The sequence below is a fragment of the Flavobacterium sp. Root186 genome (genome assembly GCF_001428525.1).
Classification (GTDB): Bacteria; Bacteroidota; Bacteroidia; order Flavobacteriales; family Flavobacteriaceae; genus Flavobacterium.
The window spans coordinates 11919-26970 of sequence record NZ_LMHW01000016.1 but is presented as its reverse complement, the minus strand read 5'-3'; the positions used below and the strand labels follow the sequence as shown (position 1 = coordinate 26970).

Here is a 15052-nt window from a genome sequence, read left to right as displayed (position 1 = left end):
GTTTCAACCACGGGGAACGTATTGTGAGAATGCGTTATGGGATTTCTTTGTGGAAATGCCTTGTGTTCCTGTGGTTGAAACCGCAGGCTATATTGACGTAGATGCTTTTATATCAAAATCTTCTTCAAAGACTCTGCAATACTTCTCCATAAAAAATTATAGAATGATTTTTCCTGAATTCTTTCTACTTCAACATCGGCGGTTTTGGCTTTGTCTTTAGAATCATTTTTGACCAGTAGATTAGCAATTGCTGATTTAAGTTTTGCTTCTTTTTCAGGATGTTTCTTTTTGTATAATTTTACTTTTAGATCGTCATAATCTAAAGAAGCATTTCCTTTTGAAACATTATCATTTCCATAGAAATTAAAGCGGTATTTATGAAAAGCTCCAGTAAATGTAGCATTCATATAAGGTTTACTGAATTGTCCCATCGCTCTCACATCAAAATTTGAGATTACACCCTGAATGTGAAAACCGTCACTTTTATCCAGAACATTAAAACTCCAATCGACATCAAGAGGCGAAGTTTTCATGAAAATACATTTGATTTTAATTTTTACGTCATCCGTTTTTTTCAAACCAAAACCACTTCGCAGATTGGTTGCCTGCAAGTTAAATTTGTCGAAATTTAAAACTCCCGGACCTTTGGAGAAATCAATTTCTTCTTCATAGACCAATTTCGATTTCAAAACCTGTAAAGTGTCAATTTGAAGCGGGAATTTTATATTTCGGAGTAAATGATTGTAAAGATATTTTTTGCTCAAATCATCTTTTGGCATTTTTCCACGGTAGATATTCGCATCAAAATGATTGATTACAAGTGAATTTGCCTTAAAGAAAAAACGATCATTCTTGAACCCCCAATCCATTTTTGAAACTTGAGCCGAATCGAATTTCAGCGTGTAAATATCTTTTTCTTTATCCAGTCGTTTAATAAAATCTGGCCGGTTAAATTGCGGAAGATTAGAGAAATTGTTGATTTTTAAAAAGTTTTTCTCGGTACTGATTTTGCCAATATTAATATGATAAAAAGCGCTTGGTCGGTAAAATAAACTATCAATAACCAATGTATAGCTTTTATACTGCAGCGGAATTTTTTCTTTTAAAGTGGCATCTGTCAATAAAATTCCTTCTAATTTCAGTATGATTTTTTTGATGCTGAAAATAGGTTTTTCGGTATCTAAAGAAACAATATCGACCGTTCCGTCATTTAAGTAAATATTCGAAACAGCGACAATTTTGCGAAAAGGTTCAAAGATTTCGCTTTTAATACTTTTGCTGTTATTCAATAATTTTTCGCCTTTTTTATATAAAATTACCCGAGGTTTATTGATAATGATACTTTCAGCCTGAATAATATCACGGAAAGCCAAATCCCAAATATTAAAATGTTTTATTGTAATGGATTCAATTTTAGAGAAAAGCCCATTTTTGCTGTCTTTAGGCTGATTCTTCGGACTCACTAATAATGTCTGTGCGTAAATATTTCGGGAAAAAATAGAAACTTCAATTTTTTCGTAATTGATATTATAGACCGTTTTGTTTTTCTCGTGAATAATAATCGGAAGCTGTTTTTTAATCCAGTAATTCAAACCAATATTGGCAAAAATTAAAAGCAGGAAAAGAGAAATTAAGCCGATTGCTATTTTTTTATATATTGACATTTATAGGATTGATTTTAAATACATAAATTTAGGCTTTTAAAAAGGAGGATTTTTACATTATTCTTCTTTTTGATTACATCATTTTACAAACATTTACTGTTTATACTCTTGCAAAATATGAGAAGATTTAAAAAATTTCTGTTGGTTTTAGTGTTGCTTGTTGTTGCACTTGGAATTGGTTTATGTGCTTATATTTTTCATTTGAAACCTAAATATGAAGGAGAAATAGAATTGAAAAATCTCCAAAAACAAACCACAGTATATTTTGATGAATATGGTGTTCCTCACATTTATGCCGATTCTGAAAAAGATGCTATGACGGCGCTTGGATACGTTCACGCTCAGGAAAGATTATGGCAGATGGAATTGCTCCGCAGAATTGCCCCGGGTAAATTATCAGAAATCTTCGGATCTGTAGCTCTTAAAAATGATACCTTTTTTGCCGGAATTGGTATTGAAGAAGCTTCAGCGAAAGCGATTGCCAAATTGGACAAAAACAGTGAAAGTTATAAATTGACACAAGCTTATCTGGACGGAATAAATCAATATTTAGAAGAAGGAACGACACCAATTGAATTTACATTGGTGGGAGTAAAAAAAGAAAAATTCACAATAAAGGATGTTTATAATATTTTTGGATACATGTCTTTCAGCTTTGCTATGGCTCAAAAAACAGATCCTTTATTAACCGATATTCGTAATAAATTCGGTTCCGAATATCTGAAAGATTTAGGAATTGAAGGCGAATTCAACACGACGCAAATAAAAAGTTCAAAAGAAAATATTGAAGATTATACCGCTGTTTCAAAATCGATAACAGCATTGTTGGACAAATCGCCAATTCCGCCATTTATTGGAAGTAACAGCTGGGTTGCGGGACCACATAAAACAAAGAGTGGAAAAGTAATTTTTGCCAATGATCCGCATATTGGATTTTCTCAGCCGGCAACTTGGTACGAAGCACATATCGTAACCCCGAAACATGAATTGTACGGCTGTTATCTGGCGGGCACTCCATTTCCGTTATTGGCACATAATCGTGATTATGCCTATGGTTTAACGATGTTTGAAAATGATGATATCGATTTTTATCAGGAAAAAAATAAAGACGGAGATTCCAATCAATATCAAACGCCGACTGGTTTTGCCAATTACGAAATCAGAAAAAAAACGATTAAAGTAAAAGATACTTCGGATGTTGTGCTAACCATTAAATCTAGCCGACACGGGCCAATTATGAATGATTTACTGGAAAGATTGGATCGCAAACATCCCATTGCAATGTTGTGGACTTACACGCATCAGCCAATTCAAATTTTAGATGCCGCTTATGGTCTTTCGCATGCTAAAAACAGAGATGATTTTAAAAAAGCAGCAAGCTTAATTGCTGCGCCTGGATTAAATGTAATGTATGGCGATGCCAAAGGAAATGTTGGCTGGTGGGCGACAGGGAAATTATATAAACACAATAAAGGCGTAAATACGCATTTAATTTTAGACGGTTCAAGCGGAAAAGATGATATTGTAGAATATTTAGATTTTTCGAAAAATCCATCGGCTGAAAATCCGAAATGGGGTTATGTATATTCTGCTAATAATCAGCCGGAACCAGTTGACGGATTTTTATATCCGGGTTATTATCTGCCGGAAGATCGTGCGAAAAGAATTTCAGGTTTAATGGATGCAAAATCCGATTGGGATAAAGAAGCCATCAGTAAAATGATTTATGATAATACTTCTGAGGTTGCAGTTGGAACAGTTCAAAACCTAATTTCGAATATTGATCTTAATTCAATTTCGGCATCAGAAAAAGAAGCTGTAAAGATTTTAAAATCATGGAAAGGAACAACCAATTTAGAAGATGTTGCGCCAACGATTTACAACAAATGGATTTATCTCTATTTAAAAAATACTTTTGAAGACGAAATGGGCGAAGACAATTTTAATATGTTTTTAGGGATTTCTATCGGAAAACAAGTTATTGCCAATCAAGTTAAAAATGAAAACTCGGTTTGGTGGGATAATATCAAAACAAAAAATGTAAAAGAAACCAGAAAAGATATCGTTTCTAAATCGTTTCATCAAGCTATTTCGGCACTTCAAAAACAATTAGGAACCACAATTACCGATTGGAAATGGGGAGAAGTTCACACCGTTGAGCACGAACATCCGTTAGGAAAAGTGGCTGCGCTTCGTGGTTTATTCAACGTTGGGCCTTTTGCTTCGCCGGGTTCAAATGAAGTAATCAATAATTTATTTTTTGGTTTAACTAATGAAGGAAAGTATTATGTAAAAGGCGGCCCTTCAACCAGAAGAATTGTAGATTTCTCAGATATTGAAAATAGTTGGAGTATTTTGCCAACAGGACAATCCGGAAATCCGTTCAGTAAACATTACAGCGATCAGGCCGAAATGTACAACGCCGGAAAATTCAGAAAAATGAAACTAAATAAAGAGGAGATTATAAAAACTTCAACTAAACTGGTTTTGAAACCGAAACATTAGCATTAACTATATTGCCAAAATATTTTGATTATTTTTGAAACCTAACTCCTTATTTTAATGTATAAAAAAATAATTACGCTTCTTGCCTTATTGATTTCACTTTCAGGATTAATACTTCAATTTTTTTACGATGATATTAACCAAACGTTTTCTTCTATATTATATCAGTTTAATTATAATTTATTAATTATTGGCGATGATATTTTGTGGATAAGTGGAAATTCCTGGTCATTACTTTTTAATATCATGGTTTTCATTGGAGCTCTTGCTTTTTATCTTTCAAAAGAAAAAGAGATCAGACTTTTACGTTTCGCTTTTCCTGTTTTATTAATAAGCAAGAGTTATATTGTTTTACTCCATTTTTATTTCATTTTCTATCCTGAACAACCGCTTAGTGGGATTGAAATTGTATATAGCATTGGTCTACTAGGGCTGCGAATTTTTATACTTTACCTTTTTTACAAAAGCACTCTTTATCTGAATAAATTAAAAGAAATAGATTCTGAAACTCTTGTTTATACTCGAACTACTGAAATATCTTATTTTAAAGCAAGTAAATGGCAGCGTTTATTTCATTTTATTTTTGATGCAGTAATTTTTGGAATTATTGGTTTTCAATTCCTATTAGTTTTTGCACGTAGTAAAGAATTTCAATCGGATTTTAGAAGTATTGAAATATTATTTAACAGACAAATTTTCCCATCGGTTCTTGTCCTTTTCTTTGGTACTCTTTTTTATTTTGTATTTGAAAGTCTTTTTCAGGCAACACCCGGTAAATTTTTGACAGAAAGCAGAGTTACAGATAAAAATGGTGCAAAAGTTTCTGCTTTGACTGTTTTTAAAAGATCCCTGAGCAGAAATATTCCTTTTGATCCGCTTTCATTTTTAGGAAAAGGAAATTGGCACGATTCTGTTTCTAATACAGTAGTTTACAAAGAAAAACAAACTGGAATTAAAGGCAAATACTATTTATTACTTATTCCAGTATGCGCAATTGTTTTGACTTCAATGCATTATTGGGAGGTTAGAATAAAAAAAGAAATGGATTTAGAATATTCAAATAAAGTTCTTAGAGAAAAAAATGAAAAAATAGTAGAGTCTTTAAAAACTATTGATACAAATACGGTATTGCAATTACCAACCAATGCTTTTAATTTTAGAAACATATTTTTAAAAACTGAGAAAGTAGCAGATTCCATTATCGAATTTTCAGTTTTATATGTGGAAGAAACGGGAGATGATCTGTATATTGAAAAGGGATATGAAAATGCTAAAGGAAGATTACGGAGAGTCAAATTAAAAAGAAGCGATTTGCAAAGGATGATTTTAAGGGATTTTAAACAATCTCCTCATTATGAAGAAGATGATAAAAAGCCTTTTTTAGGAATATCTGAAATTCCTGCGTTAAAAGGAAAATATATTGATGATGTTTTAGAGCTGAATTCGCCTAATTTGAAGGCAATATTTGAACCAAATTTTACTGATAATGAATTGTTGTTGAAGTTGAGATTACACAATCAAGGCATTCCTGCTGAAGTAGTTTCGATAATACCAGAAAGCAAAAATGTAAAATGGAATGTAGATGATTTTCCTACAGATTTTGATGATAATTATATAGTTTATCTGATCGCAGAAGGAAAAGGTATTGAAAATTATAAATTAAAAGTAATAGTGAATGATAGCCTAAACAAGCAGTTTATTTACGAAATATCAGGAACAAAAGATCAACACGAAGCCACAGTTATTTTGTTAAAGTAAACTTTACAAAGTTTGTGATATAAAAAAACCTTTATCAAATTGATGTTTGATAAAGGTTTTTAAAATTTAAAAAAAACTTAGCGCCTTAGTATCTCAGAACCTTATTTAGAAATATACTTCCCTTTCACAATATCATTTGCAAAAATGTTCAAATTATTAGTAAGGACTTTACTTGTAGTCATAATATTTTGGCTTTGATACGCTGTATCTTTCTCGTATGCTTTTAACAAAGTTTCTAACTCCACTTCATCATACACAACAAAAAGATTGTAGATCGCATCTCTAAAATTTTTGTAGTTGATGCTTTCCGTAATTTCCATTGCTTTTTGTTCGTTCCAGCCTTCCTTTGCCGAAGCCTCGTTTATTTTAGCTAAACAAAAATCAATTACATACGTTTTGTAATGTGCGGCTTCGATGATTTTGTCTACAATAATCTTATTTTGCTGTGAAGGCATTGCCGGAGGCGGCGGATTTTGCGAAATACAAATAGTTGGAATTAAAAGGCATAGATATAAAGCCAGAAAAGCGTGCTTCTTTAGATTTTTCATAGGTTATTTTAGTTGTTTTGGGTACGGCTAAAATAATATTTTTTATGATAAATTATCAAGTTTGAATGTTACAAGTTATAACAAAAAGAACTCCGATAAAACAGATTTTAAATCGATTTTACCGGAGTTGATTTTAAAAGATTTTCTAAAAATTATTTCGCTTTATTTTTTGAAAGTTCTTCTAATATTTTTTTTCCATTTTCGTTTGAAGGATCAAGTTCAACTGATTTTGAGTAATTAGTAAAGGCCAGTTTTTTATCTCCATCGGCTAAATAAGCTTCACCTAAACTATCGTAAACATTTCCTGATTTTGGGAAAGCTTCAACATTAATTTTAAAAATTTCAATAGCTTCTTTCTTTTTTCCGGTTTGCAATAATTGGTAACCAACATTATTCATGTCGCCTTCCTTGATACCATAAGTTGGGTCGCTTTTTAATTTTTTATAAGTATCTATACCGGCAGATGTCCCTTTTTCTTTAAAAACATCTAAAAGTTCAAGTGCCATTGATTTTTTGGCCTGATTATAGGGCTGATTGTATAGAATGTTACGAATAGCTTCATTCATTTCGCCTAAAACCGTTCCGCCTGTATTGTTCAGTAAAACAACTAAATTTTTGTCAGCAGGTATGCGGGAAATGACCGTATTAAATCCATTAATTCCTCCACCGTGTTCTATAATTTTATATTGTTTATCACCAATTTTTTCTTCAGATAAAAACCATCCATATCCATAAGATTCATTCCCAAACGAGATGTAAGATTTAAATAAAGATTCCATTGATTTTTCTGAAAGTAGTTTAGTAGTATAAAGTGCCTGATCCCAAAGATATAAATCTTCTACGGTTGAGTATAAAGAGCCTGCCGCATACGGAATGCTCATGTCAATGAAAGAAGAGTTTACAAAGTTTTTGCCTTGTTTTTCATAACCGGCCGCTCTGTTTTTAAGTATAACTTCACTATGGTCAAAACCTGTATTTACCAGTTTTAAAGGTGTGAGGATAGTTTCCTGTAAATATTGCTCGTATGTTTTACCTGTAATTTTTTCAATAATATAACCTAATAAAAAGTAACCAGAATTACTGTAACTAAATTTTTCGCCAGGCTTAAAATCCAGAGGCAGTTTATTAAACGTTTTTACAAACTCTTCAGGAGTACTCGGATTACGGCTTTTTTCTCTAAGAAAGTTTGGAACAGAAGTATAATTCGGAATTCCGGATGTATGCGTAAGCAAATGATGAATGGTTATTTTGTCGCCATTTTCTTTTGGATAATCCGGTAAATAAGTTGTGATTGGAACATCTAGTTTTAGTTTTCCTTCTTCAGCCAGTTTTACAATTAAAAACGCTGTAAATTGTTTGCTGATAGAACCCAATCTGAATTTTGTGTCGGGTTGATTTGCAATATTCCATTCCATATTCGCCAAACCAAAACCTTTTTTAAAGATTACTTTTCCGTTTTCTGCCACCAAAGCAGATCCGTTAAATTGCCCGTATTCAGTGTATTTGGCTAAAAGATCTTCGATTTGTTTTGCTTTGTCCTGCGCAAAAAGAGTTATTGTAAATAACTGCAATATTGTACAAAGTGCAATTAGTTTGATTGATTTTTTCATAATGATGGTTATGGGTTTAGTTAATGAATGATGCGTTTTGATTGATGATTGAAACTTCTAAGAACTAGATATTCAATAAAATGAAATCGAAAGTACGATTTTTTTTACTTGAATAAATCCAGGCGCTTAAAATGTTAGACGATTGAATTACGATTTGGTTTCAACAATCAAAGATTTTTTTCATTCACTTTACTAAAAAAGAATTTGAGTATCAACTAAAAGCTAGTTTTTATAAGGTCTATGCTCGTAACTCACAATTCGTTTTAATTTCCAATCTTTACCATTCCTTTCCCAAATATGAACAAATTTCCCGGTTCCTTTTGGAACACCATTAACATAAAAGGTATGTTCTCCTAATTGTACAGCTCCAAAATCACCTAATTTATCAATTGTACAGGAATTTAATTTTCTAGTTAATTTTTCGGGGCTCTCGCATTTTGAAATCAGCGATTTGATTTCATTTGCCTGCGAGATATTCAATCCGGATCGATCATCGTAAAACTCAATATCTTCTGAAATTATTTTTTTAAAGAGAGCAGCATCGCATTGATTGAATGCAATATCAAAAAGTAAACTGTCCATTTTAATAATTTCAGTTTTTAAAAGATCCATTTTAATAATTTCTGAATTTGTTTGTGCGATAGCTTCTCTTTTTAGAAATAACATAAAGAGAACTAATATATTTATCATTTTTGGCATAGCTATAATTTTATATATCGATTTTGGGAATTATTTCGTTTCGATATCGATTAGTTTTTGCCCATTTTCTCCAAGATAATGCAAGAGTAAATCTATATAAATTTTATAACCGTCATCAACATTGGTAAAAATAATAAGACCTTGTTTTGTTTTTGGAAGTATAAAAAAGAGAGTTTGTACGCCCTTATCTGCCCCGCCGTGTGATAAAGCATATTCTCCGTTTCCTAAATCATAAATCTCAAAACCAAGACCAAAATATTTATCTTTTTTAGTTGTAATCTGATGCGCGTTCATGTCATCAAATACTTTTTTGCTTAAACCCTCGCTGTTTAAAACACTGCAAAGAAACTTTCCGTAATCTTCGATAGTTGTTAATAAATCATCGGCAGCGTTTGCAGTTTTATTTTTTGTTGGTTCATAAGCATTTCCTGTGTTGTCGTAGTTAATAGCATATCTCGAAAGATCTATTTTATCATTCCAAACGAGCTGCGTATCATTCATTTTTAAGGACTCAAAAATCAATTCTGATGCTAGTTGTTGTAATGTTTTATGAAATTTTTTCTCCAACGCTTTTCGCAGATATTCAAAACCTTCACCGGAATATTGATATTGAGTTCCGGGTTTGAATTTGAAATCCAGTTTTCCAGATTCGTTTAAAAATCTCCAATTCGGGAAACCAGTTTGATGACTTAAAACAATTCTCGTTGTAAGCAATTTTAAATACGGATCATTTGCAATATCAGGATCAGTCCAGTATTTATAAAGTGGCTCGTCAAGATCCCATTTTCCTGCACTCACTAATTTTAGAGTAGTAATCGCAGTAATAGGTTTAGTTAAAGAAGCGACGTTCCAAATCGTATTATATGGTGCGGTAACACCTTTTTTTAGTTCACCAAAAACTTTTACCTGTTTAAGTTTTCCATCTGTTATAATTCCAATTCCAAGGGCTGGCACTTTGTTTTCTTTCAGCCATTTTTCGGTTAAATCGTCATTATCAAAAAGAGTCGATTTATTTGGTGCCGAACTTGTCATTTGATGATTGTAGCTCAATGATCGCGCTAATTTCCAATCTTTATTTTTTAAGAGCCAAAGATGCGTGAATTTGGCAAAACTTCCGGCCTGTTCAGCACTGCCAGCCGTATTTTCATAAAAACGATGCGTTCCCATTTGAATCGCTCCGTATAAAATACCATTTTTATACAACGGATAAATCTCGGTGCTTCCATCAATTAGTTCTCTACGATAGTTATATTTTCTTGTTGGAGAACAGATTCCGTTTTTCAATGTTTTTAAAAATCGGGCTTTATCCGAAATGCTGTCTTTGTCATGATAAAACTCAAAATCTTCGGTATAAAGATTTTCAAATTGTTTTATATCGCAGGTATTAAAACCAATATTAAAAAGAAGACTATCTTTTGACATAATGGTTTTGTACAAAGCCGAGTTTTCGGTTTCCTGAGAAAATCCAATTTGGATTTGAAAAAGTAAAATTCCAATTAAAATAAGTTTTAATTGAAAGAAAGTGTGATTGATTTTCATTGTGATTGATTGATGATTAATGATTTGCAATATTACATCAATCAAAATATGAAAAATAGTATAAAAGCGAAAACTTATCTTTTTTGCGAAAGAAAGTACGAATTGGGATCGAACATCTTTGGCGTTGTTTTCGTTACATCTTTAAACTTTTTTATAAAATGCGATTGATCAAAATATTTATTGTAAAGTGCAACATCAGTTAGTTTTAGTTTTTCCAAATCTGAATTTACCATTTGATCGACTGATTTTCTGAACTTCAAAATTTGAATGTATTTTTTAATCGTAAGTCCGGTTGCCGTTTTAAATTTAATCTGCAGCAATCGCTGCGATGATTTTAAATCTTTACTGATTTCTGAAACCGAAATTGCTGAATCCTGATTTTTAATGACTTCACAGATTCTTTCAATTACATTTTTAGCTGAATGCAAATCAGACAATTCTTCAAAATAAGCATTTATTGTCTTTAATAAAGTTTCAATTTCGGCATCAGTTTGAACTTTAAAAGGCAATTCTTCAGGATTAATTTTAAGAATAGAATCTGTAAAATTGCTTAAATCATATTTTGGAAACATCGAAAGTGTCCACGTATGCAACTGTATTATAGTGACTTTAGTTTTCGGCTGAATATTCACCAAAACTTTATTGGTCATTTGCGAACAAAAGTAAACACCTTCGTTCATTTCATATTTGTTTTTACTGGTATGAACTTCTATAGCGTTCCCAGTTACAATGGCGAGATTAAAACAGCCATTTGGTAAAACGAGTTTATTTTCAATCAGGCTTTCGCCGATGCTGTTGTCTAAACACCAAATTTTATTGACGAACCTTTCAGTTTTTTGGGTTACATAATGTTCTGAGTAGAGGTTCATTTTTGGTTCTTTGCTTTGACAATTTTAAATATAAAAAATATCCTTTTGAGTTAAAAATATTCTATCAGATAATTTTTGATAAAAAAACATTATAAGATATTTTTTATTAGCTGTTTAATTGAATTTAGTGAGGAAGTGTTTTGACTATTTTTTAGCCAGCTTGCAGGACTTTTTTTATTGATATATTTATAAAATAAAAAGTCAATATGTTTTTGTGAAATTTCTATTTCATGAGCATGAGATACACTTAAATGATCATAGCTGATTTTTTTTATATTGAAAGGACTTAGACAAATGAAAAAACAAGCCAAAGATATTGGACTAGATCCGGAAGTATATGCATATATATCGGAGAATGGAGTTTTAGAATAATTTTTTTTAATAATTTCATTTATATTACTGAAATTACTTGTGTCAATTGCTGATAAACTATAAGTTCCCCTTTTTTTATCAAAATCTAAAAAAGAATCAAAATCAGATTGGAAAAATTCATGTAAAATGATTAAGTACAAAACGATTATGGTTTCAAATAAACCCTTTTCAGACTTGTTTTTCATGTCTATATTGGGAAAATTTTCAGATTTATTAGATTTCATTTGCTTAAAATCTCTAAGCATTTGAAATTTATTTAAAACTTTTTTTACACGTCTTGGATTTGTAAATTCAAGTTCTTTGAAAAAAATATTTATAAAATTGTTTATTGAATCTTTTTCTCCTGCTATGTTATAGGATTGATTGTCAAAATAAAAATTTATTAGTTTAATTAAATCAGTATGTTCAGGCATTGAAAATGAAATGTCAAATATTTTTTCTAAATATTCATTTGATTTAACAATTTTACCATATTTTGTTTTTACGGCTTCTTGAACTGCTTTTCTGTCTATTCCACAAAGAAAAATTGTCTTTTGACCATATGTAAAAAATAATTTAATTGCAGACATAAGATTTAGTACTTGTTCGGGTTCACATCTATCTAAATCATCTATAAAAACAATATTATATTTAGGTTTCCCTTCTCTAGTAAGAAAGTCTTCTAGCCTTCTAAAATCTATTTTAAAATTTTCTAGTGCTTGGTAAAAAGTAGGTTCCTCAGTTTTTGAGATTTCTTCAATAAAAGGAGAAGAATCTATTTCAAGTTCAGGACCACCAGGAAACAAAGGGATGTTAAGTTTTAGTGATTTTCCCATTCCTCTTAGTATTCTTGCACCGAATTTTATTAAATCAGAATAAAAAGTTTCGGATGAACTATTACTCTTAATTCTAATAAAATCTAGTAATGACATTGCTAAATTTTCATCTTTTTCAAATTCCCAAGCTTCAAAAAAGAAAGTATTAAATTCAGATTGTAATTCATTCTCTAAATATTTCATTAAGCTGCTTTTTCCACTTCCCCAATCTCCGTAAAGAGAAAACATTTTAATTTCATCAAAAGAATCTTTACTCCCGATTAAAAAATCTCTCATTATTTCCCCTTTATCAATGATGCCAAGGTAATCTGTTTTTTTATCTAGTTTTTCGATCCTTAAGTTTGAAAGTAATTTTTGCTTAGTCATAATGATTTTGAATATAGAGCTAAGGTACTATTTTTCTATTACAATACTTATAGCGATTTCTATTCAAACTCCCCAAAATAATCTCGCTTAGTATTCTGCCATTCCTCTAAAATTATACTATAATAAACATCGTCTTTACTATTTCCTTCAGAATCGATATAATTATTTCTAAATAAACCTTCTTTTAAAGCTCCCAAATTTTCAATAGCTCTTTGCGATCTTAAGTTTTCAAGATCAGCGCTAAATTGTATTCTCTTAAATTGAATATTTTCGAAACCAAAATTTAGTAATTCATATTTACAGGCTTTGTTTAAACCAGTTCCCTGAAAATCTTTTCCGTACCAGGTCCAGCCAATTTCACATTTTTGGCTCGCATGATTTAAATATCCGTAACGCGTACTTCCGGCAACTTTGTTTGTAGCTTTGTCTATAATAAGAAAGGGATAACAAACTCCGTCTGCTTTTTGTTTTAAGGTGCTTTGAATGTAATTTTCGAAATCGGCATCGCTGCGAACATACATTCCCATATATTTCCAGATTTCGTCATCAAAAATAATTTCTTTGAGTTCGATGTTTCTTTCGTTCTCAAACGGAATTAATAATACACTTTCATTTTCTAAAATGATTTCTGATTGTAAAATTTCGCTGTTCATCGTGGTTATTAATTATAATGGGTTAATAGTTTTCTGTAGCGAAATTACTTCTTTTGAGAATCTAAATAAATCTATTAAAATAGGATTTTGTTATGAAAACAGGTGTCTTGCCCCAATAAATATTGGTCTTTAAGGTTAAATATTTGTTGTAATTTAAAGCTTATGTACAATTATTACTTATTTTTACGATCTTATATATTAGATTTTCCCCGATGCAAACTTCTCTAAAAATTGCTGTTGTAGGTTCTGGACTTGTAGGATCGCTGTTGGCAATTTATCTTAAAAAAGCAGGTCACACGGTTCATGTTTATGATCGCAGTCCTGATATTCGAAAAATAAATTTTTCTGGCCGTTCTATTAATCTTGCAATGTCTAATCGTGGATGGAAAGCGCTTGACGGGGTTGGAGTTGGTGATGCAGTTCGGGAAATTGCAATTCCTATGGGTAAACGTGCCATTCATTTGGTCGATAAACTCAATTTTCAGAATTATGGGCAGGAAGGCGAATCGATTTATTCGATTTCCAGAGGGAAATTAAACAGAAAAATGATTGATTTGGCCGAAAATGCCGGAGCTGAATTTTATTTCGAACAAAAAATCTGGGACGTAACATTAAGTGATGCAACTTTGCACATTGGCGAAAGTGAAAGAGGTGAGTGGGAAGAACGAAAATACGATATGGTTTTTGGTGCCGATGGAGCTTTTTCGAGAATCCGCCACAGAATGCAGCGTCAGAGCATGTTTAATTATTCGCAGGAATTTTTAAATATGGGTTATAAGGAATTGAATATCCCTGCAAAAGCTGACGGAACGCATAAATTAGACAAAAATTCTTTTCATATTTGGCCGAGAGGCGAGTACATGTTAATTGCGCTTCCTAATCTTGACGGAAGTTTTACCTGTACTTTATTTATGCCTTTTGAAGGCGCTAATTCTTTTGAGTCGCTTACAGATCGTAAAATGGTAGAAGATTTCTTTGAGAAAAACTTCCCGGATTCGATTGAAGTGATTCCGGAACTGGCAAATGATTTCTTTAAAAATCCAACAAGTACTTTGGTAACCATGAAATGTTTTCCGTGGACTTACGAAGATAAAATTGCTTTAATTGGAGATGCCTGCCACGCCATTGTTCCGTTTTACGGACAAGGAATGAATGCCGGTTTTGAAGATATTACGGTTCTGAACGAAATGATCGAGAAATTTGGAAACGACTGGAAAAAGATTTTCTCTGAATATCAAATTTCGCGTAAACCAAATGCCGATGCGATTGCTGAACTTTCGTACCGAAATTTCATGGAAATGAGTACCAAAACAGCAGATGAAAAATTCTTATTACAAAAGAAAATAGAGAAAGTCTTTTCAGATAAACATCCAGATAAATGGATTCCGCTTTACAGCCGTGTTACATTTAGTGACCGTCCGTATGCAGAAGCATTGGCAATTGGAGATTTCCAAAACGGAATTATGGAAGAAGTTTTAAAACTGGAGAACATAGAAAATATCTGGAACTCACCAGAAGTTGAAAATAAAATTCTGGAGTTGCTGCAAAACGCCTAATTTTTTTTAAAACCATATAAGTTATATAAGTTAATATAATACTTTGTGTATAGTAAACCCGACAGGTTTTTAAAACCTGTCGGGTTTACTATTTAGGA

11 protein-coding genes are annotated in these 15052 nt (G+C 31.6%); 3 read left to right on the top strand and 8 right to left on the bottom strand.

What is annotated here, in order from left to right:
- Window positions 1-107: 107 nt before the first annotated feature.
- Window positions 108-1664, bottom strand: coding sequence for a hypothetical protein (locus ASD98_RS20795; RefSeq protein WP_056208305.1), 1557 nt, complete (start codon window positions 1662-1664; stop codon window positions 108-110).
- A gap of 117 nt (window positions 1665-1781) precedes the next feature.
- Here ASD98_RS20795 and ASD98_RS20790 point away from each other — a divergent pair, with 117 nt between their 5' ends.
- Both ASD98_RS20790 and ASD98_RS20785 read left to right on the top strand, forming a co-directional pair.
- A complete protein-coding gene (locus ASD98_RS20790) occupies window positions 1782-4169 on the top strand; it encodes a penicillin acylase family protein (protein WP_056208304.1) in 2388 nt (795 codons plus the stop codon).
- 57 nt (window positions 4170-4226) lie between these two features.
- Window positions 4227-5927, top strand: coding sequence for an RDD family protein (locus ASD98_RS20785; protein ID WP_056208301.1), 1701 nt, complete (start codon window positions 4227-4229; stop codon window positions 5925-5927).
- Between the two features lie 101 nt (window positions 5928-6028).
- Here the strand turns inward: ASD98_RS20785 and ASD98_RS20780 are convergent, their stop codons facing one another.
- The 7 genes from ASD98_RS20780 to ASD98_RS20750 all read right to left on the bottom strand — a co-directional run bounded on the left by ASD98_RS20780 (window position 6029) and on the right by ASD98_RS20750 (window position 13398).
- Window positions 6029-6475 carry a hypothetical protein gene (locus tag ASD98_RS20780; protein ID WP_056208299.1) on the bottom strand — a complete coding sequence of 149 codons (447 nt, stop codon included), beginning with the start codon at window positions 6473-6475 and terminating at the stop codon, window positions 6029-6031.
- A gap of 152 nt (window positions 6476-6627) precedes the next feature.
- Entirely contained in the window at window positions 6628-8085 is a 1458-nt protein-coding gene (locus ASD98_RS20775; RefSeq protein ID WP_056208297.1) for a serine hydrolase domain-containing protein, read from the bottom strand.
- Window positions 8086-8307: 222 nt separating this feature from the next.
- Complete coding sequence (locus ASD98_RS20770; protein ID WP_242412147.1) at window positions 8308-8775, bottom strand: nuclear transport factor 2 family protein; 468 nt, start codon at window positions 8773-8775, stop codon at window positions 8308-8310.
- 39 nt (window positions 8776-8814) lie between these two features.
- Window positions 8815-10323, bottom strand: a complete 1509-nt coding sequence (locus tag ASD98_RS20765; RefSeq protein ID WP_056208293.1) for a serine hydrolase — start codon at window positions 10321-10323, stop codon at window positions 8815-8817.
- Between the two features lie 74 nt (window positions 10324-10397).
- Window positions 10398-11192, bottom strand: a complete 795-nt coding sequence (locus ASD98_RS20760) for an AraC family transcriptional regulator (protein ID WP_056208292.1) — start codon at window positions 11190-11192, stop codon at window positions 10398-10400.
- An 89-nt stretch (window positions 11193-11281) separates the two neighbouring features.
- Window positions 11282-12745 (bottom strand): P-loop NTPase fold protein, encoded by a 1464-nt coding sequence (locus ASD98_RS20755; protein WP_056208288.1) that lies wholly within the window; start codon window positions 12743-12745, stop codon window positions 11282-11284.
- A 59-nt stretch (window positions 12746-12804) separates the two neighbouring features.
- Window positions 12805-13398 (bottom strand): GNAT family N-acetyltransferase, encoded by a 594-nt coding sequence (locus ASD98_RS20750; RefSeq protein WP_056208285.1) that lies wholly within the window; start codon window positions 13396-13398, stop codon window positions 12805-12807.
- A gap of 212 nt (window positions 13399-13610) precedes the next feature.
- Here ASD98_RS20750 and ASD98_RS20745 point away from each other — a divergent pair, with 212 nt between their 5' ends.
- Window positions 13611-14954 (top strand): NAD(P)/FAD-dependent oxidoreductase, encoded by a 1344-nt coding sequence (locus ASD98_RS20745; RefSeq protein WP_056208281.1) that lies wholly within the window; start codon window positions 13611-13613, stop codon window positions 14952-14954.
- Window positions 14955-15052 lie beyond the last annotated feature (98 nt).

Bases quoted from the DNA above. Each gene is read 5' to 3' on its own strand.
- ASD98_RS20795 (WP_056208305.1), bottom strand. From the start codon at position 1,664: ATGTCAATATATAAAAAAATAGCAATCGGCTTAATTTCTCTTTTCCTG.
- ASD98_RS20790 (WP_056208304.1), top strand. From the start codon at position 1,782: ATGAGAAGATTTAAAAAATTTCTGTTGGTTTTAGTGTTGCTTGTTGTT.
- ASD98_RS20785 (WP_056208301.1), top strand. From the start codon at position 4,227: ATGTATAAAAAAATAATTACGCTTCTTGCCTTATTGATTTCACTTTCA.
- ASD98_RS20780 (WP_056208299.1), bottom strand. From the start codon at position 6,475: ATGAAAAATCTAAAGAAGCACGCTTTTCTGGCTTTATATCTATGCCTT.
- ASD98_RS20775 (WP_056208297.1), bottom strand. From the start codon at position 8,085: ATGAAAAAATCAATCAAACTAATTGCACTTTGTACAATATTGCAGTTA.
- ASD98_RS20770 (WP_242412147.1), bottom strand. From the start codon at position 8,775: ATGATAAATATATTAGTTCTCTTTATGTTATTTCTAAAAAGAGAAGCT.
- ASD98_RS20765 (WP_056208293.1), bottom strand. From the start codon at position 10,323: ATGAAAATCAATCACACTTTCTTTCAATTAAAACTTATTTTAATTGGA.
- ASD98_RS20760 (WP_056208292.1), bottom strand. From the start codon at position 11,192: ATGAACCTCTACTCAGAACATTATGTAACCCAAAAAACTGAAAGGTTC.
- ASD98_RS20755 (WP_056208288.1), bottom strand. From the start codon at position 12,745: ATGACTAAGCAAAAATTACTTTCAAACTTAAGGATCGAAAAACTAGAT.
- ASD98_RS20750 (WP_056208285.1), bottom strand. From the start codon at position 13,398: ATGAACAGCGAAATTTTACAATCAGAAATCATTTTAGAAAATGAAAGT.
- ASD98_RS20745 (WP_056208281.1), top strand. From the start codon at position 13,611: ATGCAAACTTCTCTAAAAATTGCTGTTGTAGGTTCTGGACTTGTAGGA.